Source organism: Streptomyces sp. DS1-CR2, from assembly GCF_055760475.1.
On record NZ_CM147085.1, the window covers coordinates 2,044,851 to 2,064,420 of the forward strand.

A 19,570-nucleotide genomic window follows, 5' to 3' on the forward strand; every position below is an offset into this window, starting at 1 on the left:
CTTATGCCCTCATAGAGGCATGGTCCCTGGTGGGGGGAGCGGCCTGCCGCGACCGTGGGGTCATGGTCACCGCCGCCCAGCCGATCAGGGCCTCTCGCATCCCGTCGCTTCGATGTCCCGCCGTCCGCCATCTCGGCCCCAACTGGTACGCGTCCGTGATGGGCACCGCGATCATCGCGAACGCGGGCGCCGCGCTTCCCGTACACGTTCCGGGCCTGCGAGCCCTGTGCACCGCGATGTGGGCGCTGTCCCTCGTGGCGCTCGTCGCCCTCCTCACGGCCCGCGCCCTGCACTGGACGCACCACAGCGACCGGGCGAAGGAGCATCTGCTCGACCCGGCCGTGGCCCCGTTCTACGGCTGCCTCGCGATGGCACTGCTCGCCGTCGGCGGCGCGACGATGCTCGTCGGCCAGGACTGGATCGGAACGCGGGCGGCCGTCGCCCTGAACACGGTGCTGTTCACGGCGGGAACGGTGATCGGGCTCGCCGCGGCGGTGACCGTCCCGTACCTCATGGTGGCCAAGCACCGGATCGAGCCGGGTCAGGCGTCCCCCGTGTGGCTGCTGCCGGTGGTGGCGCCCATGGTGTCCGCCGCTGTCGGCCCGCTCCTTGTGCCCCACCTCCCGGCGGGCCAGTGGCAGCAGACGCTGCTCGTGGGCTGTGTCGCCCTGTTCGGGCTCAGCCTGATCGCCACGGCGGTGATGCTTCCGGTGATCTTCGCGCGCCTGGTGACGGCGGGACCGCTCCCCCTGACGCTCACGCCGGCGCTGTTCGTGGTGCTCGGCCCCCTCGGCCAGTCGACGACCGCCGTCAACAAGTTCGCCGACACCGCGCCGGGCGTCCTGCCGACCCCGTACGCGCAGGGGTTCGGCGTCTTCGCCGTGCTGTACGGCGTTCCCGTGATGGGGTTCGCCCTGCTGTGGCTGGCGCTCGCGGCGGCGCTCGTGGTGCGGGCGCGGCGCCGCGGCATGCCGTTCGCGATGACGTGGTGGGCGTTCACCTTCCCCATCGGCACGTGTGTCACCGGCGCCGAGGGCCTCGCGCAGCACACGGGACTCGCCGTGTACGACGTGCTCGCTGTCGTCCTGTACGCCGTACTCGTCGCCGCCTGGGCCGTCGCCGCCGTGCCCACGGTCCGCGGCCTGATCAGCGCAGAGCTGCTCGCAGCGCCGCGCCCAGTACCTGAGGCGCCCGCGCCAACGACGGCCCGTACCACGTGAGATGACGCCCGCTGACGAGCGCGGCGGGCACCGGGAACTGCTCGGGCCCGTCGTCGAGCGTGAAGCGGTACGGCTCGTCGGGCAGCACCACCAGGTCGATGTCCGCCGAGCGCAACTCGTCGGCCGCCAGGCGCGGATAGCGCTCGCCGTGGTCCGCGTACACGTTGTCCACGCCGAGCCGGGCGAGCACGTCACCGGCGAAGGTGTCCCTGCCGAGCACCATCCAGGGGCGCCGCCACACCGGCACCGCCGCCCGCAGCCGCCGGGAGGGCGGCTCCAGCCCGCCCCAGGCCGCCGCGGCCTCGTCCAGCCAGCGGGGCCGGCGTGGCGAACCGCAGGCCCTGAGGACCCGCTCCAACTCGCGCAGTGCGCCCGGCAGATCGCGGATCTCGGTGACGAGGACGTCGAGTCCCGCGGCGCGCAGGGCCGCGAGATCGGGCGCGCGGTTCTCCTCCTCGTTGGCGATCACCAGATCGGGGGCGAGGGCGATGATCCGTTCGACCGCGGGGTTCTTCGTGCCGCCGATCCGGACGAGGCCGCTGCCGAGGTCCGCCGGGTGCGTGCACCAGTCCGTTGCTCCGACGAGCACTCCGGGCAGGGTGACGGCGACGGCCTCGGTCAGCGAGGGGACGAGGGAGACGACGCGCGGGCCGCGGGGCACGGTCACCGCCCGGGTTCGTCCAGTGCCTCGATGTGTTCGGCCACCGCGACGACGAGCACGCGGGCGTCCGCGCCGGTGGCCCGCCAGCGGTGCCGTACGCCACCGGTCAGGTACAGGGTGTCACCGCGGCCCAGGCGATAGGCCCTGCCCTCGGCCTCGACCTCGACGGCCCCTTCGGTGACATGCATGAGCACGTCGTTGCGGAGCTGGAACTCGCGGCCCGGGTCGTGGTCGCCGATGAACTCCTCGGCGTGCAGCTGGTGATGACCTCGCACGAGGGAGCGCACGACGGAGTCGGGGTACGCGTCCTCGACGACCGTGGTGTCGTCGGCGCGCACCAGGTCCACGGTGTGGGCGGGGTCCGCGGCGGCAAGGAGCTCGACCGCCGTGGTGCCGAGCGCGTCGGCGACCTTCTCCAGGGAGCGCTGGCTCGGCCGGGCGCGTTCGTTCTCGACCTGGCTCAGGAACGGGACGGACAGGCCGCTGCGTTCGGCCACGGTGGCAAGGGTGAGCTCCTGGGCCCGGCGCCTGCGCCGCACGGCCGCGCCCACCCGAAGAGTCTCCTTGTGTTCGTCCATCCCTCCGGCTCCCTCCCGCGCGTCGTCACCTGCCCGGCTCCTTGCACCCTACGCAGGTTCGCCGGACGGTTTCATGTGAGCGGCGGAACGCGCGTGGGCGGCCGGTGCTGAACACCGGCCGCCCACGCGCGTCGAACTACTTCGGAACGTACTCGGGACCTACTGCGGAGCCATCCGGTCCGCGACGCCCTTGTGCGTCTTCAGCCACGCGTCCACGGCCTCCTCCTCATGGCCCTGACCGCCCTTCTTGATCTCCGCCTCGAGGCTGCCCAGCTCGCTCTCGCTCATCTTGAAGTTCTTGAACCACTTCGTGAGCTGCGGGTACTTCGAGGGGAAGCTCTTGTTGGCGATGGTGCGGATCGTGTTGCCCTCACCGAAGAGCTTCTTGGAGTCGGTCAGCTTGTTGAGCTTGTACTCGCTGTACGCCCAGTGCGGCGACCAGAGCACGACGGCGATCGGCTGCTTCTTGGCGTACGCGCGCTTCAGCTCGGCGAGCATCGCGGGCGTGGAGCCGTCGACGACCTTGTACTCCTTGTCCAGGCCGTAGCCCGGCAGGACGTTCTTCTTCAGCAGGTTCATCTCGCCGGTGCCCGGCTCGATGCCGATGATCTTGCCGTCGAAGGTGGAGCCCTTGCCCTTCAGGTCCTCGAGGGACTTGACGCCCTTCACGTAGGACGGCACGGCGACCTCGAGCGACGTCGGGCTGTACCAGGAGCCCAGGTCGATCAGGTTGTCCTTGTGCTTGTCCCAGTAGTTCTTCTGGGCATAGGGCAGCCAGGCGTCGAAGTTGACGTCCAGGTCGCCGGAGCCGAGACCCGTGTAGACCGGGCCGACGTCCATCTGCTTCAGGTTGAGCTTGTAGCCGCGGTCGCCGAGGACCCGCTTCCACAGGTAGGTGACCGCGACGTCCTCGTCCCAGGGGAACCACGCGACGTTCACCGGACGGGCGGCCTCGCCCTTGCCGCCGGCCGTCGACGACTTCTTGACCGGAGCCAGCTTGTCGACGACGCCGGGGTTGGCCTTCAGCCAGGTCTTGACGGCGTCCTGCTGCTTGCCCTTGCCGGCCTTGTTGATCTCGGCCTCAAGACTCGTGAGCTGCTTCTCGGTCATCTTGAAGTTCTTGAGCCACTTGCCGACCTCGGGGTTGTCCGCGGCGAAGCCCTTGCGGGACAGCGTGTGCACGCCGTCGCCCTTGCCCCAGGCACCCTTCGGGTCCTTGAGCTTCTTCAGCTTGTAGTCGCTGTACGCCCAGTGCGGCGACCAGAGCGTCGTGACGATCGGCTGCTTCTTGGCGTACGCGCGCTTCAGCTGCGCCAGCATCGCCGGCGTGGAGCTGTCGACGACCTTGTACTCCTTGTCGAGGCCGTACTCCTTGAGGACCTTGTCCTTGAGGAGCCCCATCATTCCGGCGCTGGACTCGATGCCGGTGATCTTGCCGTCGAAGGTGGCGCTCTTGCCCTTGAGGTCCTCGAGCGAGTCGATGCCCTTCATGTAGGCCGGCACCGAGAGCTCCAGGGACGTCTGGCCGTACCAGGCGCCGAGGTCGTCGAGCTGCTTGCCGTACTTCTTCCAGTACTGCGCGTGCGTGGTCGGCAGCCAGGAGTCGGTCTCGAAGTCGATCTGGCCGGAGGCCAGCGACGTGTAGAGCGGACCCGCGTCGAGCTGCTTGGCCTGCACGTCGAAGCCGCGCTGCTCCAGGATCTCCTTCCACAGGAAGGTGGAGGCGACGCCCTCGTCCCACGGGATGTAGCCGATGGAGATCTTCTTGCCCTGGCCGACGTCGGACGCGTCGGCCACGGGGTTCTCGCTCTTCGAGCCGCCGAAGATGCCCATGCCGCCCGCGACGAGCGCGAGGATGACGACACCGACGACCGCGACCTCGGGGCGCGGGCGGTAGTTCCAGACCGTGAGGCCGTGCGCGGCGCGGACCTTGGCGAGCGCGCGGCGGCCCATCGGGGACGCCTGGGTGCCCAGCGCGCTGGTCATGCGGTCGAGGTAGATCGCGAGGATCACGATGGCGACGCCGGACTCGGAGCCGAGGCCGACGTTCAGCTGGCCGATCGCCTCGTTCACGTCGGCGCCGAGGCCCTCGGAGCCGACCATGCCCGCGATGGCGGCCATGGAAAGGCCCAGCATGATGACCTGGTTGACACCGGCCATGATCGACGGGAGCGCGAGCGGCAGCTGGACGCGGAACAGCGTGTTGCGCGGGGTGTCACCGAAGGCGTCGGCGGCCTCGACCAGTTCCTTGTCGACCTGCCGGATGCCCAGCTCCGTCATACGGACGCCGGGGGCCAGCGCGAAGATCAGAGTCGCGACGATGCCCGCGGGGGCGCCCGAGCCGAAGAACAGGATGGCCGGGATGAGGTAGATCATCGCGGGCAGCGTCTGCATGAAGTCCAGGACCGGGCGCACGACCGCGCTGACCCGGTTGGAGCGCGCCGCCCAGATGCCGACCGGCACCGAGATGACCAGCGCGATGATCGTCGCCACGAGGACGAGCGACAGCGTCATCATCGCGTGGTCCCACAGTTCGAGGGAGTCGATGAACGCGAATCCCACGAAGGTCAGGACACCGGCCACCGTGCCGCGCAGCCAGAAGGCGATCACCGCGAAGATGCCCGCGAGGATCAGCGGCTGCGGGGCCTGGAGGACCCAGTTGATGCCGTCGTAGGCACCGTTGAAGACGTTCTTGAAGAAGTCGAAGAGCCAGGCCGCGTTGCTCAGCAGCCACTCGACGACGTCGTTGACCCAGTCACCGAAGGGAATCCTAGGCACCGGTGCTCACCTTCTTCACCGGCTCGTCGCCCTCGCCACGCGGCGTCGGGACGGCGTCCTTCTTCGTCATGGAGGTCTGCGCGCCGGGCTTCATCGGCTCACCGAGCACGGCGAGGAGCCGTTCCCGCGTCACGACACCTGTGAGCTTGCCGCTCTTGTCGGTCACGGCGACGGCGACGCCGCCCGTGGAGCACGGCGTGAACAGCTCGATGACCGGGGTGTCCTCGGTGACCGTCGCCGGCGCGTCGGACGGTTCGTACCCCTTGTCGGGGGAGGTCATGATCGCGCCCGCGGTCAGCACGCGGGAGCGGTCCACGTCCTGGATGAACGAGGCGACGTAGTCGTTGGCCGGCGTGACGAGGATGTCCTCGGCGCTGCCGATCTGGACGATGCGGCCGTCGCGCATGACGGCGATGCGGTCGCCCAGGCGCATGGCCTCGTTCAGGTCGTGGGTGATGAAGACGATGGTCTTCTTCAGGGTCTTCTGGAGCTCCAGGAGCTGGTCCTGCATGTCGCGGCGGATCAGCGGGTCGAGCGCACTGAACGACTCGTCCATGAGGAGCAGGTCCGCGTCGGTGGCGAGCGCGCGGGCCAGGCCCACGCGCTGCTGCATACCGCCCGAGAGCTCGTCGGGCCAGGACTTCTCCCAGCCGGCGAGACCGGCCAGGCGCAGCGCCTCGACGGCGCGCTGCTCGCGCTCCTTGCGCGGGACGCCCTGGACCTCGAGACCGTACGCGGCGTTCTCGAGCACGCTGCGGTGCGGGAAGAGCGCGAAGTGCTGGAAGACCATGCTGATCTTCTTGGAGCGCACGGCGCGCAGCTCACGGGGGCTGAGCGCGGTCAGATCCTGGCCGTCGAAGCGGACGTGCCCTGCCGTGGGCTCGAGCAGTCCGTTCAGCATGCGCAGAAGCGTGGACTTGCCGGAGCCCGACAGACCCATCACGACGAAGATCTGGCCCGGCTCGACGGTGAAGGAAGCATCGATCACGGCAGCGGTGGTGCCGCCTGCGCGCAGTTCCTCACGGTCTGCTCCGTGGCGGAGTTTCTCCACCGCTTCATCGGGTCGTCTGCCGAACACCTTGTACAGGTCTTCGGCTTGCAGCGTGGACACATACACCTCTCGGGTAGAACCATGACGGCCCGCCTCCCCCGCCGGCGGGCCGTGGAGCGATGCGAGGTCCGCTCGCGGGCCGGAAACGCATTCATTAGTTGAATGAAGGACCGGGTTCGCTCCGGAGGCGCCCCTGCCCTCGCTTATGCAGATCAAACGCGAAGGTGTTCCAGTTCACATCGCGTTCACTTCCGGAACTGGATCCACCACATCTCTCCGTGCCGGTCCGCCACAGCCGCGAGCGGCCGTGACTGCCGGTGCCGTGCGGCAGGATGTGAGACGTGACCCAGCGAACCGATCGCCTGATGCTGCTCGACACCGCGTCCCTGTACTTCCGGGCCTACTTCGGGGTCCCCGACTCCGTGAAGGCCCCGGACGGGACGCCGGTCAACGCGGTGCGCGGCCTGCTCGAATTCATCACCCGGCTCGTGCACGACCACCACCCCGACTCCCTCGTGGCCTGCATGGACGCGGACTGGCGCCCCCAGTGGCGGGTCGACCTGATCCCCTCGTACAAGGCGCATCGCGTCGCGCAGGAGACGGAGACCGCGCGCGACGGTTCCTACACAGAGGAGATCCCCGACACCCTCTCCCCCCAGGTCCCGATCATCGAGGACGTGCTCGACGCGGTGGGCATCGCGCGCGTCGGCGTCGAGGGATACGAGGCGGACGACGTCATCGGCACGTTCACCGGGCGGGCCACCGGTCCGGTCGACATCGTCACCGGCGACCGCGACCTCTACCAGCTCGTCGACGACGCACGCGAGCGCCGCGTCCTCTACCCCCTCAAGGGCGTCGGCACCCTCCAGATCACCGACGAGGAGGTACTGCGCGAGAAGTACGGCGTCGACGGCTCCGGTTACGTGGACCTGGCCCTCCTGCGCGGCGACCCGAGCGACGGCCTGCCGGGCGTGCCCGGCATCGGCGAGAAGACGGCCGCGAAGCTGCTCGCCCAGTTCGGGGACCTGGCCGGGATCATGGCCGCCGTCGACGACCCGAAGTCGAAGCTGACGCCGTCGCAGCGCAAGCGCCTGGACGAGTCGCGGCCGTACATCGCGGTGGCGCCGACGGTCGTGCGGGTCGCCGGGGACGTGCCCCTGCCGGACGTGGACACGGCACTGCCGCGCGAGGCGCGCGATCCCGAGGCCCTGGAGAAGCTCGCGGAGCGCTGGGGTTTGGGCGGATCTTTGCAGCGGCTGCTCACCACCCTGGAACGCTGAGTGTTAACTTAGGTAAACCTAAGTAACCAGTGATCTTCAGGGGAGGCCGCCATGGCGGAACGTCCGGAACGCAGGAAGCCGACGGCACACCGGGGCGAGGTCCTGCGCACCGAGCGGCTCACCCCGCACATGCAGCGCGTGGTCCTCGGCGGGGACGGCCTCGCCGCCTTCGCCGCCGGCGGCTGCACCGACCACTACGTGAAGCTGCAGTTCCCGCCCGGCGGGGTCACCTACCCCGAGCCGTTCGACCTCGGCCGGATCCGTGAGGAGCTGCCGCGCGACCAGTGGCCCGTGACGCGTACGTACACCGTGCGCGCCTGGGACCCGGTGGCGCGCGAGCTGACGCTCGACTTCGTGGTGCACGGCGACGAGGGCATCGCCGGCCCCTGGGCACGCGACGTACAGCCCGGCGCGAGCGTGCACCTGACCGGTCCCGGCGGGGCCTACGCCCCGGACTCAACGGCCGACTGGCACCTGCTCGCCGGTGACGAGAGCGCCCTGCCCGCGATCGCCGCCGCCCTGGAGGCGCTGCCCAGGGACGCCGTGGCCCACGCCTTCGTGGAGGTCTCCGACGCCACCGAGGAGCAGAAGATCGGCTCCGCCGCGCAGGTCGTCTGGCTGCACCGCGGCGACCGGCCGGTGGGCGAGGCCCTGGTGGAGGCCGTACGCGGGCTCGCGTTCCCGGCCGGCCTGGTGCACGCCTTCGTGCACGGCGAGGCGGGCTTCGTGAAGGAGCTGCGCCGCCATCTGCGCACCGAGCGCGAGATCCCGCGCGAGGACCTCTCGATCTCCGGCTACTGGCGCCTCGGTCACAACGAGGACGGCTGGCAGGCCTCGAAGCGGGAGTGGAACGCGCAGGTGGAGGCGGAGCAGGAGACGGCGTAGCGCCGTCTCCCGCTCCGCTGCGGCGTGGCGCTCAGACCGATCGCTGGTACGAGCGGAAGGTGCGGGTCGACAGCCACACCGCGGCGACGGCCGGCACGAGGAGCGCCCCGCCGCGGGTCAGCGCGGGCGAGGGTGGTGAGGATCTTGACGGTGGTGGACTTGCTCGCGCCGTTCGGGCCGAGCAGGCCGAAGACGGTGCCGGGTTCCACGGTGATGTCCATGCCGCTGAGGGCGGTGACATCGCCGGGACAGGTCTTGACGAGTCGACGCGCCTGCACTGCGGGCGCACGGGTGCTCATGACGACGGCTCTCCTGAAGAGATGGGACTTCGGCGGGCCGATATGGCCGCGTCACGCCCCCGGAAGGCGGTCGCCCTGCACGCGCGCGTGGAGGTGGGAGTCGTGCCAGCCGTCGGCGTGCAGGAGCGCGCTGCGCTTCGTGCCTTCCAGGGCGAAACCCGACTTGAGGGCGACCCGGCACGACGCCATGTTGCCGACGGCGTGCTGGAGTTCGAGGCGGTGGAAGCCGACCTTGTCCAGCGCCCAGCGGGACAGCGCGGCGAGGGCTCGCGGCGCGACACCGGCACCCCTGGCCGCGGGCAGGACCCAGTACGCGACCTCGGCCACCCCCTCGTACAGCGAGAGGGAGCGCAGCCCCATGCGGCCCACCACCTCGTCGGTGTCCGCCGTGGCGACCGCCCAGCCGACCCTCTGCTCGCCGTCCCAGTCGTCCCGCCACTCCTCTATCCAGCCGCGCGCCTCGTCCTCGGACTCCGCGACCCGCGCGTGCCAGTGCTGGATCGTCGGGTCACGGAACGCCGCGTACACGGCCGGCACGTCCTCGGCCCGCCAGGGCCGCAGGAGGAGGCCGCCCTCGGCCTCGATGGTGGGCTGGGGGCCGCGGGCGAGCGTGCCGGCGGCCAGGACCTGCGAAATCGTCATCGGCATCCGCCCATCCTGCCCCTGGCGTCCGGCCTCCGTCCGTGGTTCAAGGGGACCGGCGGCCGCCCGTAGGCTGGGCGGCGATGAGACGTAAGCGGCGCATTCCGCCCTCCCCGCTGCCGCAGCGCGACGGCATCGACGCCTTCCGGGTCATGCTGCCGCTCGGCGGCGCCTGGAGCACGGTGCGCGACCATCTCGTGGAACGGCTCGCGGCCGGCCCCGGGGTGATCGACGCGATGCTGCGCGAAGGGCGGATCGTGGGCGCGGACGGGGCCGCGGTGACGTCGGACGCGGCCTATGTCCCGGGCGCCTGGGTGTGGTTCCACCGCGACCTCGCGCCCGAGGTGCCCGTGCCGTTCCCGATCGGGATCGTGTACCGGGACGAGCACATCGTGGTCGCCGACAAGCCGCACTTCCTGGCCACGACGCCGCGCGGCAGCCATGTCACGCAGACCGCGCTGGCGCGCCTGCGGCGGGAGCTGGACCTGCCCGCGCTCGGGCCGGCCCACCGGCTCGACCGGCTCACCGCCGGCCTCGTCCTGTTCGTCGTCCGACCCGAGGAACGCGGCGCGTACCAGACGCTGTTCGGTGACAAGCTGGTGCGCAAGGAGTACGAGGCGGTGGCCGCCCACGACCCCGGAGTCGCTCTGCCGAGGACCGTGCGCAGCCGGATCGAGAAGGAGCGCGGGGTGCTCGCCGCGCGCGAGGTGCCGGGCGGCGAGCCGAACGCGGAGAGCCGGATCGAGCTCGTCGAGGAGCGCGGCGGGCTCGGCCGCTACCGGCTGCTCCCCCACACCGGCCGCACCCACCAGCTGCGGGTCCATATGAACGCGCTCGGCCTGCCGATCCTCGGCGACCCGATCTACCCCGTGGTCGCCGACGCGGTGGCGCCCGACGACTTCCGCCGCCCGCTCCAACTCCTTTCGCGGACCCTGGAGTTCAGGGACCCGGTGACGGGCCGGGAGCACCGCTTCGACAGCGGGCGGGTACTGGAGGCCTGGTCGGCGTACGAGGAGTGGGCGGGTGGCAGTCCGACGGCGCCCGCGCACCCCTCGTAACGCCTGAGTACGGCACGGTCAGTAGCCGCGCCACCAGCGCAGGAAGCGACGCCAGGCGCCCTGCGGCGGTGCGGCGGGCTCCGGGAACGCGGCGGGCGGCTGCTCCGGTGCCGGGGCGGCGGCCGCAACGGGGGCGGGCTGCGGGGCCGGCGGGGCGTGCGTCGACACCTGCCATTCGTCGCGCTGCTCCGGGACCGGCCGGTGGCCGGGCTTGGCGACGACGTCCTGCGGCGGGCGCGGCTCGAACTTCACCGGCAGCTCCACCAAGTGCTGCGAGAGGATCGAGGAGCGCCAGCGCAACTCGTGCTCGTGCACCGAGAGTTCGACGTCGGGCAGGCGCATCAGGAGCGCGTCGACGCCGATGTCGGCGATGGCACGGCCGATGTCCTGTCCGGGGCACTCGTGCGGTCCGCCGCCGAAGGCGAGGTGCGAGCGGTTGCCCTGCATGTTGGCGGACAGGTCGGGGCGTACGACGGGGTCGACGTTGCCCGGCGCGATGCCGAAGATCAGGCCGTCGCCACGTCGGATGTGCCGGCCGCCGAGCTCGGTGTCCTCCTTGGCGAAGTAGCCGACCATGGCGCTGAACGGCGGCTCGTCCCACAGGGACTGCTCGACCGCCTCGGGCACGGTCATCTGGCCGCCGTTGAGCTGGGCGCGGAAGCGGGGGTCGGTGAGGACCACGCGCAGCACGTTCGCGATGAGGTTGGCCGTGGCCTCGTACGCGGCGATCAGGACGAGGCGCAGGTGCTGGGCGACCTCGTCGTCGCCGAGCGCGGCGGGCTGGGCGATGAGGTGACTGGTGAAGTCGGCCTCGGGGTTGGCACGGCGACGGGCGGTGAGCCTGGTGAGGACGCCCATGATGTATTCGTTGCTGGCGATGGCGGTCTCGGTGCCCTTGATCATGTCGCGGGCGGCCTGCACCATCCGCTCGTTGTACTCCTCGGGCATGCCGAAGATCCGGCACATCACCATCATCGGCAGATGCTCGGCGAACTGGCTGACGACGTCGGCCTCGCCGATCTCGCAGATCTTGTTGACCAGCTCGTTCGCGGCGCGGTTGATGAAGCGCCGCAGGCCACGGGACTCGATGGTGGCGATCGCCCCGGTGACCGCCCCGCGCAGCCGCTGGTGGTCGGCGCCCTCGGCGAAGCTGCAGATGGGCTGCCAGCTGAAGACGGGCGCGAGGGGGTTGGTGGGCGTGACGCTGCCGTCGAGGACCGCGTTCCAGTGGCGCGCGTCGCGGTTGAACTGCGAGGTCGAGCGGACCATGTGCAGGTTCTCGCTGTGCCCGAGGACCGCCCACATCGGCACGTCTTCGTGGATCAGGACCGGGGCGACGGGGCCGTGTTCGGCGCGCAGCTTCTCGTACACGGCCGCGATGTCGTCGTCCGCCTCGGGACCGTAGAGCCGGCGCAGGCCGCCGGGGCCCAGGGCGTGGGCCGGGCAGCCGGGCGGCGGACTGAGCGCGGCCTCGTCCGTGCCGGCGTGTGAGTGGGAGGGAGTCGTCACGGTGATCGCTCCGGTGGTGTGGATAAGGCTGTGTGGAAAAGGCTGTGTGGAAGCAGAAGGGGGCCGGCACCGGCCGGGTCAGACGCGGGCGAGTGCCAGTTCGTGCAGATAGCGCATCAGCGTCATCAGGACGTCGCGGCTGGAGGCACGGCGCCGGGCGTCGCACTCGAGGATCGGGACGTCCGGGTCGAGGTCGAGGGCCTGGCGCAGTTCGTCGGCGGGGTAGCGCGGGCCGTCGGGGAAGGCGTTGTTGGCGATGACGAACGGCACGCCGCGCTCCTCCAGGCGCCCGATCACGTCGAAGCTGACTTCGAGGCGACGGGTGTCGATGAGCACGACGGCGCCGAGCGCGCCCTCGAACAGGCCGTTCCACAGGAACCAGAAGCGCTCCTGGCCCGGGGTACCGAAGAGGTAGAGCACCAGCTCGTCCGTGATGCTGATGCGTCCGAAGTCCATGGCGACCGTGGTGGCGGTCTTCGTCTCGGAGCCGTAGTTGTCGTCGACTCCGATGCCCGCCTGGGTCATGGTCTCTTCGGTGGTGAGCGGCCTGATCTCGCTGACGGATCCCACCATCGTGGTCTTGCCCACGCCGAATCCGCCGACGATGACGACCTTCACGGCGGCCGAGACCGTGTCAGGCAGGTGGTCCTCGCTCCGGGGCCCCGGAATGCCGGGTCCGTCCCGGAGCGTGTCAGAGCTTTTGAAGTCCATGCATCACCGCTTCGAGGAGGGAACGGTCGGCGACGGCGCCGCGGATGACGGGGGCGCGCGCCTGAACCAGTTCAGCCGCGAGGAGTTCGCCGAGCAGCACGGTGACCACGCTGAACGGCAGACTGAGGTAGGCCGAGATCTCGGCCGTGGACAGGGGTGACGTGCACAGCCGTAACAGGGCTGCCTGCTCGGGCGGTGCCGCGGGCGGGGGGTCGGCGCGCGCGATGATCAGGGTGACCAGGTCGAGCGGCGCGCGCTCGGCCCCCTCGCTGCCGCCCGTGATGGTGTACAGGCGTTCGGGGTTGGCGCCCTTGCCGTCCGGCCCGCGGCGCTCGCGCTGCGGCGGCTCCGCTCGGGAGGGTTGCGGGGGATGTGTCATACGGTCTGCCCGTTGCGCCGGGGCGGACTGGTGAGGTGCGCGCCGATGCGTACGACGAGGTCGCGCATGCGGTTGCTGATGAGTCCGGCGTCCACGTGGGCGTCGGCGAGGACCGCGAGGTACGCGCCCTTGCCCGCGGCCATCAGGTAGAAGAACCCTCCGCTGACCTCGATGATGACCATGCTCATCCGGCCGTCGCTGTCCGGGATCTCGCTGGCCACGGCGGTGGCGAGGCTCTGGAGTCCGGCGCAGGCGGCGGCGATGCGGTCGGCGGCGTCGGGGTCTCCGCCGTAGCGGGCGATGCGCAGGCCGTCCGCGGAGAGCACCACGACCTGCCGGGTCTGGGGCACGCCGTCGGCGAGCTCCTTGAGCATCCAGTCGAAGTTTGCCCTTTGCTGGATCACTGGCGGTCTCCCTCGTCGACCTGCTGATTGGTCTCGCCGGTCTCGCCCGACGCGTCGCCCTGCCCCTCACCCTTGAGCCCGTTCATGAACGCCTCGACCCACAGGCCCGGTTCGGGCTGGTCCGGCTTCTCGGGTTCGACCTCGGAGGCCGGCACCGGGATGGGCGTCCACTGCGGGGGCTGGTCCGCGCGGGGCGTCGCCCCGCTGCCGTTCTCGGGCGCCCTGGGCGTCACGATGATCTGCTGGTCGATGACCTTCGTGTCGACCTTCCTGCGGCGCTGCGGCAGTCCGTTGGCGCGCCACTCGGTGACGACGGGGACGTCGTCCTCCATGGCGGCCACGAGCGGCGCGGAGGGGCGGGGGCCCGTGGTGGGGCGGCGCAGCTTCTTCTTACGGGGCTCCTCCACGATGGGCTCGCCGTCGTTGTTGACGCGAGGCACACCGGAGGCGCCGATGCCGTGGGCGAGACCGGGCGCGGCGTCGCTCGTCACCATGATCCGCGGCACGATGAGAACGGCGCGGACACCGCCGTACGCGGACTGGCGCAACGCGATCTGCATGTCGTACATCTGCGAGAGCCGGCCGACGACGGCCATGCCGAGGCGGGGGTTCTCGCCGAGGTCGTTGAGGTCGATACCGGCCTTGGCGCGGGCGAGCATCTCCTCGGCGCGGCCGCGGGCCTCCTCGCTGAGGCTGACGCCGCCGTCCTCGATCTCGATGGCGATGCCGGTCTGCACCTCGACCGCGGTGACGTGCACCTTGGTCTGCGGCGGCGAGTAGCGCGTCGCGTTGTCCATGAGTTCGGCCAGCGCGTGGATGAGCGGCTCGACGGAGATGCCACGGATGGCGATCTTGGCGATCGAGTGCAGCTCGATGCGGGGGTATTCGAGGATGCGCGACATGGCGCCGCGCAGCACGCTGTAGAGCGGCACGGGCCGGGGCCACTGGCGGCCCGGCCGGGCGCCGCCGAGGACGGTGATGGAGTCGGCGAGGCGGCCGATCAGCGCGGTGCCGTGGTCGATGCGCAGGAGGTCGTCGAAGACCTCGGGGTTGCGGCCGTGGTCCTCCTCCATCTCGCGCAGTTCGGCGTTCTGCTTGTGCACGATGGACTGGACGCGGCGCGCGATGGAGACGAAGGCGCGCTGCGCAGCGTCGCGCATGTTCTCCTCACGGTCGATGACGTTGAGTACCTCGGCCATCAACCTGCGCTGTGCGTCGGGGAGTTGGGAGTGCGCGGGGTCGGCCTCGACCACGACCTTGACCGCTTCGGAGGCCGTGTCGCCGGAGCGCAGCCGGTACAGGGACTCGGGCAGCAGATACGTGGCCATCCACTGGGCCTCGCCGTCACGTGCGGCGAGGCTGCGTTCCAGGTGCTCGACGTGCCGGGCGGACTGGGCGCGCTCCCACTTGATCGTGCGGCCGCGGCGTACCGCCTCGGCGGCCACCAGGATCAGTAGAAGCGTGGCGAGGCCGCCGCACAGGGCGACGGCGAGCCGCGCGGGCTGCGCCACCACCGCGACGGCGGCTCCGGTCGCCGCGGCCATGGCCACGGCGGGCAGCAACAGCACGCGTGTGTAGGGGATTTCTCGGCCACCGGGAGGCGATTGAACACTCACCATGTATGCCCTCTGAACGGTCGGATCGGGGGAAATATGCGTTACGGGGTGATGTGCTGACGTACGCGTGGGGATGAACTAGAACTATCCGCAAGATTGGGAACAAACACACGAATATGTGCCAACTCGGTGCGCTGCGGGCGAGCTTAGTCCCGTGGAATCACCGCTGTGTCATATTCCGCAAGCACCTGAAATGGCCGGACGGGAGGAATACACTCGGCTGCATTTACACGCTCAGCGGCGGTTCGCACACATGGAGTGATCACGTCCGCCCGTGCGAAATCCCCGTCACGGCGGGGCTGTTGGGCCCTCAGCGCGTGACGTGTGTGAGGTCAGAGGCCCGCGATGCGCGGGGCCGCGTCCGCGGTCGCCGCAGCGAGGACCGGTACGGAGCGTTCGGGATCGCGGCGGTGCACGAGATTGACGCCTTCGGTCACGCCGAGGAGCAGATCGGTACGAGGGGAGAGTTCACCCTCGGCGAGCGCAGGACCTGGTCGATGGCGGCTGCAACTGCCCGTGAATGTCCTTGAGTTCGGCGAAGCGCAGTACGGCGGCCTGTGCCCCCGCATCCGTCAGGGGCGCGGGGACACAGGCCGACCGGTCGCAGGCGGCCGCAACCTACCCGACGGACGAGTACGCCACCACGCCGCGCCGCAACGCGTCCACCGCCTTGCGGGCGTTCTTGGCGACCGTGTCCCCGCCCCCCGCGCCGGAGACGGCCGGCGCCGCGGCCGAGATCTGGCCGAGCACGTCGATGACCTGCTTGCACCAGCGCACGAAGTCACCGGCAGGCATCTCCGCCTCGCGCAGGACCTCGTCGAGCCCCTTGCCGGACGCCCACTGGTGCGCGGCCCAGGCGAAGCCCAGATCGGGTTCGCGCTGGCCTACGCCCTCGGTCTGGCTGATCTTGAACTCTTCCTCCAGGGCGTCGAGCCGACCCCAGATGCGGACCATCTCGCCGAGCGCCGCCTTGGCCTTGCCGGACGGCAGCTTGGGTGCGAGCGCGTCGTCGGCGGCCCGGGCCTCGAACACCAACGCCGAGACGCACGCGGCCAGTTCGGCCGGGCTGAGGCCTTCCCAGACTCCGTCGCGCAGGCACTCGCTGGCGAGCAGATCGAGTTCGCCGTAGAGGCGCGCGAGGCGCTTGCCGTTCTGCGTGACCTCGTTGCCGCGCAGATAGTCCATCTCGGTCAGCAGGGCCACGATGCGGTCGAAGGTGCGGGCGATGGTGTTCGTCCGGCCCTCGATGCGTCGCTCCAGCTGCTGCGTGTCGCGCCGCAGGCGGTAGTAGCGCTCGGCCCAGCGGGCGTGGTCCTCGCGCTCGTCGCAGCCGTGACAGGGGTGGACGCGCAGCTCGGCGCGCAGCCGCGTGATCTCCCGGTCGTCGGCCGCCGCCGCGCGGTTCCTGCGGTGCCGGTCGGGCACGATGTGGCCGGCCTTGGTGCGCAGCGCGGACGCGAGGTCCCGCCGCGACTGGGGCGAGCGCGCGTTGAACGACTTGGGGATCCGCATCCGCTCCAGCGCCTCGACAGGCACCGGGAAGTCGATCGACGCGAGCCGCTTGACCTGGCGTTCGGCGGTCAGGACCAGCGGGCGCGGGCCGTCGTACTGTTCGAAGCCACGGTGTCCGTTCGACCGGCCGGCCGGGATGCCTGGGTCGAGTACGAGCGCGAGGCCGGCGAACTTGCCGGAGGGGACGTGGATGACGTCGCCCGGCTTGAGCTTCTCCAGGGCGGCGGCCGCCGCGGCGCGCCGCTGGGCCGCCCCCTGCTTGGCGAGATCCGTCTCGCGGTCCTTGAGCTCGCGGCGCAGCCGGGCGTACTCCTCGAAGTCCCCCAAGTGGCAGGTCATGGAGGCCTTGTAGCCGTCCAGGCCCTCCTCGTTGCGCTGGACCTGGCGGGAGATCCCGACGACCGACTTATCGGCCTGGAACTGCGCGAAGGACGTCTCGAGCAGCTCGCGCGAGCGGTGCCGGCCGAACTGCTCGACCAGATTCACCGCCATGTTGTACGACGGCTTGAAGCTGGAGCGCAGCGGGTACGTGCGCGTGCCCGCGAGTCCCGCCAGGTGCTCGGGGCTGAAGCCGCGCTGCCACAGGACGACCGCGTGGCCCTCGACGTCGATGCCGCGCCGGCCGGCCCGGCCGGTGAGCTGGGTGTACTCGCCGGGCGTGATGTCGGCGTGCTGCTCGCCGTTCCACTTGACGAGCTTCTCCAGGATGACGGACCTGGCCGGCATGTTGATGCCGAGGGCGAGGGTCTCCGTCGCGAAGACGGCCTTCACGAGGCCCCGTACGAAGAGCTCCTCGACGACCTCCTTGAACGTCGGCAGCATGCCCGCGTGGTGGGCGGCGATGCCGCGCTCCAGGCCTTCGAGCCACTCGAAGTAGCCGAGGACGTGCAGGTCCTCGTCGGGGATCGCGGCCGTGCGCTCCTCTACGATCTCGCGGACGCGGGCGCGGGCCTCTTGGTCGTTGAGCCGCAGGCCCGCGTACAGGCACTGCTGTACGGCGGCCTCGCAGGCGGCGCGGCTGAAGATGAACGTGATCGCGGGGAGCAGCCCCTCGCTGTCGAGGCGCTCGATGACCTCGGGGCGGCCGGGCGTCCAGATCCGGGAGCGCTGTCTGCGCTCGCGCTCGCGGTCCGCCTCGCGCACCATCTTGCCCTTGCGGCGGTCGCGCGGGTTGTACGAACGGCTGGCTTCCATGCGGGCCATGCGCGTCAGATCCGGGTTGACGGCCTTCTTGCGGCCCTCGCCCTCCTCGAAGAGGTCGTACATCCGGCGTCCGGCGAGCACGTGCTGGAACAGGGGCACGGGCCGGTGCTCGGAGACGATCACTTCGGTGTCGCCGCGCACGGTGTCGAGCCAGTCGCCGAACTCCTCCGCGTTCGACACCGTCGCCGAGAGGGAGACCAGGGTGACGGACTCCGGGAGGTGGATGATCACCTCTTCCCAGACGGCGCCGCGGAAGCGGTCGGAGAGGTAGTGCACCTCGTCCATGACCACGTAGCCGAGGCCGAGGAGGGTCTGCGAGCCCGCGTACAGCATGTTCCTCAGGACCTCGGTGGTCATGACGACCACTGGAGCGTCCGCGTTCACGCTGTTGTCGCCGGTCAGCAGACCGACCTTGTCGGCGCCGTACCGCCTGGCGAGGTCGGCGTACTTCTGGTTCGACAGCGCCTTGATGGGTGTCGTGTAGAAGCACTTCTTGCCCTGCTGGAGGGCCAGGTGGACGGCGAATTCGCCGACGATCGTCTTGCCGGAGCCGGTGGGCGCGGCCACCAGGACGCCCTTGCCCGTCTCGAGAGCCTGACACGCCTCGATCTGGAAGGGGTCGAGACCGAAGTCGTACATCTCGCGGAAGGCGGCGAGCGCGGTGGCCTGCTCGGCAGCGCGCTGACGTGCTGCCGCGTACCGCTCGGCCGGTGAGAGGTCCTCTGTCATCGTGCTTTCGAGACTACCGGCCACCACTGACAACGGACGATCTTTATTGTGATCGGCCCCTTCCTGGGCCGGGGGCCCATGATTTCCGGGGTCGGGGCGCCATGCTCTCAGGGGTCCGGGCCCCAAGGTCTCAGGGGTCCGGGCCCCAGGATCTCAGGGGGTCAGGGCCCTATGACCCGCACGGCCCGCGGCACGCACTCGGCGGTCAGGGGCAGGCTTCCGAGCGGCTCCCCGTCGGCGTATCCGGTGATCCCCTCGGCAGCCAGCTCGACCTTCTTCGCGCGGTGGACGGTGACCACGGGGTGGTCGAGGTGGGTCCCCTTGTAGACGCGCGGGAAGACCTTGAACAGCGTGGCCCGCGAGCAGTCCCCGACGACCGTGATGTCGAAGAGCCCGTCGGTCATGTCGGCGCCGGCACAGATCTTCATGCCACCCCCGTACGACGTCCCGTTCCCCACGGCGACGAGCGTGGCCTCGACCTCCAGCGCGGGGCCGTCGTCCAGGGTGATCCGGTACGGGATGGGCTTGAACGCGGCGAGCTCGGCGACGATCGCGAGGTCGTACTTGAAGCGGCCGCCGGGCCAGCGCATCCGGTTGCCCCGGTCATTGACGCGGGAGTCGAAACCCGAGGCCAGGACGGTGCCGAACCAGTGTCCTGCGGCCCGCCCCAGGTCGAGCTCGCGTACCCGCGCGCCCTTGAGGGCGTCGGCGACGAGGGCGCCTGCCGCCGCCGGGTCCCGTACGGGCAGTCCGAGGGAGCGGGCGAAGTCGTTGCCGGTGCCGACGGCGATGACGCCGAGCGGGGTGCGGGTGCCCGCGACGGCCTGGAGCCCGAGGTTGGCCATGCCGTCACCGCCGACGGCGATGAGCGCTCCGGTGCCGTCGTGGACCGCGGCACGCGCGCGCGCGAGGGCATCATCGGCGTCCTCCCCCACGACCGTACGTACGGAGAAACCGGCCGCCCGCAACGCGGAAGCGGCCGGCCGCGCCGCCTGGGCGCCCCGGCCGCGTCCGGCGGTGGGATTGACGAAGAGGGTGATCTCGCTGGTCACGGG

General features: G+C 70.6%; 16 protein-coding genes and 1 pseudogene. 4 read left to right on the forward strand and 13 right to left on the reverse strand.

Annotation, left to right across the window (positions count from 1 at the left end; all coding sequences use genetic code 11):
* Positions 1–62: 62 nt before the first annotated feature.
* Positions 63–1,220 carry a TDT family transporter gene (locus ACY0PA_RS10190; protein WP_473084330.1) on the forward strand — a complete coding sequence of 386 codons (1,158 nt, stop codon included), beginning with the start codon at positions 63–65 and terminating at the stop codon, positions 1,218–1,220.
* Here ACY0PA_RS10190 and ACY0PA_RS10195 read toward each other — a convergent pair.
* From ACY0PA_RS10195 to ACY0PA_RS10210, 4 genes are all read right to left on the reverse strand, one after another.
* On the reverse strand, positions 1,147–1,887 hold the full coding sequence (locus ACY0PA_RS10195) for a helical backbone metal receptor (RefSeq protein ID WP_473084331.1): 741 nt from the start codon (positions 1,885–1,887) through the stop codon (positions 1,147–1,149). The genes ACY0PA_RS10190 and ACY0PA_RS10195 overlap by 74 nt on opposite strands.
* Complete coding sequence (locus ACY0PA_RS10200) at positions 1,884–2,459, reverse strand: helix-turn-helix domain-containing protein (RefSeq protein WP_473084332.1); 576 nt, start codon at positions 2,457–2,459, stop codon at positions 1,884–1,886. Before ACY0PA_RS10200 ends, ACY0PA_RS10195 begins: the two co-directional genes overlap by 4 nt.
* A gap of 159 nt (positions 2,460–2,618) precedes the next feature.
* Complete coding sequence (locus tag ACY0PA_RS10205; RefSeq protein WP_473084333.1) at positions 2,619–5,237, reverse strand: ABC transporter permease/substrate binding protein; 2,619 nt, start codon at positions 5,235–5,237, stop codon at positions 2,619–2,621.
* Positions 5,230–6,348, reverse strand: a complete 1,119-nt coding sequence (locus ACY0PA_RS10210) for a quaternary amine ABC transporter ATP-binding protein (protein WP_473084334.1) — start codon at positions 6,346–6,348, stop codon at positions 5,230–5,232. The genes ACY0PA_RS10205 and ACY0PA_RS10210 overlap by 8 nt, the downstream gene beginning before the upstream one ends.
* 305 nt (positions 6,349–6,653) lie before the next feature.
* Between ACY0PA_RS10210 and ACY0PA_RS10215 the strand changes: the two genes are divergently transcribed.
* Both ACY0PA_RS10215 and ACY0PA_RS10220 read left to right on the forward strand, forming a co-directional pair.
* The gene (locus ACY0PA_RS10215) at positions 6,654–7,568 is read left to right on the forward strand and encodes a 5'-3' exonuclease (RefSeq protein WP_473086282.1); all 915 of its coding nucleotides are present in this window, start codon (positions 6,654–6,656) and stop codon (positions 7,566–7,568) included.
* A 51-nt stretch (positions 7,569–7,619) separates the two neighbouring features.
* Positions 7,620–8,453, forward strand: coding sequence for a siderophore-interacting protein (locus tag ACY0PA_RS10220; RefSeq protein WP_473084335.1), 834 nt, complete (start codon positions 7,620–7,622; stop codon positions 8,451–8,453).
* A 116-nt stretch (positions 8,454–8,569) separates the two neighbouring features.
* Here the strand turns inward: ACY0PA_RS10220 and ACY0PA_RS10225 are convergent.
* Both ACY0PA_RS10225 and ACY0PA_RS10230 read right to left on the reverse strand, forming a co-directional pair.
* Positions 8,570–8,752: pseudogene (locus ACY0PA_RS10225) on the reverse strand (ATP-binding cassette domain-containing protein); the annotation flags it as partial.
* Positions 8,753–8,803: 51 nt separating this feature from the next.
* Positions 8,804–9,400, reverse strand: a complete 597-nt coding sequence (locus tag ACY0PA_RS10230; protein ID WP_473084336.1) for a GNAT family N-acetyltransferase — start codon at positions 9,398–9,400, stop codon at positions 8,804–8,806.
* A gap of 77 nt (positions 9,401–9,477) precedes the next feature.
* Here ACY0PA_RS10230 and ACY0PA_RS10235 point away from each other — a divergent pair, with 77 nt between their 5' ends.
* Positions 9,478–10,452 (forward strand): RluA family pseudouridine synthase, encoded by a 975-nt coding sequence (locus tag ACY0PA_RS10235; protein ID WP_473084337.1) that lies wholly within the window; start codon positions 9,478–9,480, stop codon positions 10,450–10,452.
* A gap of 18 nt (positions 10,453–10,470) precedes the next feature.
* On the opposite strand, the gene ACY0PA_RS10240 is transcribed toward ACY0PA_RS10235, so the two are convergent.
* The 7 genes from ACY0PA_RS10240 to ACY0PA_RS10270 form a co-directional block, all read right to left on the reverse strand.
* Entirely contained in the window at positions 10,471–11,961 is a 1,491-nt protein-coding gene (locus tag ACY0PA_RS10240) for a cytochrome P450 (RefSeq protein WP_473084338.1), read from the reverse strand.
* Positions 11,962–12,039: 78 nt separating this feature from the next.
* Positions 12,040–12,672: a GTP-binding protein gene (locus tag ACY0PA_RS10245; RefSeq protein ID WP_473084339.1), complete on the reverse strand. Its 633-nt coding sequence runs from the start codon at positions 12,670–12,672 to the stop codon at positions 12,040–12,042.
* Complete coding sequence (locus ACY0PA_RS10250; protein ID WP_473084340.1) at positions 12,653–13,051, reverse strand: DUF742 domain-containing protein; 399 nt, start codon at positions 13,049–13,051, stop codon at positions 12,653–12,655. Before ACY0PA_RS10250 ends, ACY0PA_RS10245 begins: the two co-directional genes overlap by 20 nt.
* Complete coding sequence (locus tag ACY0PA_RS10255; protein WP_100597102.1) at positions 13,048–13,455, reverse strand: roadblock/LC7 domain-containing protein; 408 nt, start codon at positions 13,453–13,455, stop codon at positions 13,048–13,050. Before ACY0PA_RS10255 ends, ACY0PA_RS10250 begins: the two co-directional genes overlap by 4 nt.
* The gene (locus ACY0PA_RS10260; RefSeq protein ID WP_473084341.1) at positions 13,452–15,074 is read right to left on the reverse strand and encodes a sensor histidine kinase; all 1,623 of its coding nucleotides are present in this window, start codon (positions 15,072–15,074) and stop codon (positions 13,452–13,454) included. Before ACY0PA_RS10260 ends, ACY0PA_RS10255 begins: the two co-directional genes overlap by 4 nt.
* 615 nt (positions 15,075–15,689) lie before the next feature.
* On the reverse strand, positions 15,690–18,515 hold the full coding sequence (locus ACY0PA_RS10265) for a DEAD/DEAH box helicase (RefSeq protein ID WP_473084342.1): 2,826 nt from the start codon (positions 18,513–18,515) through the stop codon (positions 15,690–15,692).
* A 161-nt stretch (positions 18,516–18,676) separates the two neighbouring features.
* Positions 18,677–19,567: a diacylglycerol kinase gene (locus ACY0PA_RS10270; protein WP_473084343.1), complete on the reverse strand. Its 891-nt coding sequence runs from the start codon at positions 19,565–19,567 to the stop codon at positions 18,677–18,679.
* Between the last annotated feature and the right edge of the window lie 3 nt (positions 19,568–19,570).

Bases quoted from the DNA above. Each gene is read 5' to 3' on its own strand.
- ACY0PA_RS10230 (WP_473084336.1), bottom strand. From the start codon at position 9,400: ATGCCGATGACGATTTCGCAGGTCCTGGCCGCCGGCACGCTCGCCCGC.
- ACY0PA_RS10245 (WP_473084339.1), bottom strand. From the start codon at position 12,672: ATGGACTTCAAAAGCTCTGACACGCTCCGGGACGGACCCGGCATTCCG.
- ACY0PA_RS10260 (WP_473084341.1), bottom strand. From the start codon at position 15,074: ATGGTGAGTGTTCAATCGCCTCCCGGTGGCCGAGAAATCCCCTACACA.
- ACY0PA_RS10200 (WP_473084332.1), bottom strand. From the start codon at position 2,459: ATGGACGAACACAAGGAGACTCTTCGGGTGGGCGCGGCCGTGCGGCGC.
- ACY0PA_RS10215 (WP_473086282.1), top strand. From the start codon at position 6,654: ATGCTGCTCGACACCGCGTCCCTGTACTTCCGGGCCTACTTCGGGGTC.
- ACY0PA_RS10235 (WP_473084337.1), top strand. From the start codon at position 9,478: ATGAGACGTAAGCGGCGCATTCCGCCCTCCCCGCTGCCGCAGCGCGAC.
- ACY0PA_RS10250 (WP_473084340.1), bottom strand. From the start codon at position 13,051: ATGACACATCCCCCGCAACCCTCCCGAGCGGAGCCGCCGCAGCGCGAG.
- ACY0PA_RS10220 (WP_473084335.1), top strand. From the start codon at position 7,620: ATGGCGGAACGTCCGGAACGCAGGAAGCCGACGGCACACCGGGGCGAG.
- ACY0PA_RS10190 (WP_473084330.1), top strand. From the start codon at position 63: ATGGTCACCGCCGCCCAGCCGATCAGGGCCTCTCGCATCCCGTCGCTT.
- ACY0PA_RS10265 (WP_473084342.1), bottom strand. From the start codon at position 18,515: ATGACAGAGGACCTCTCACCGGCCGAGCGGTACGCGGCAGCACGTCAG.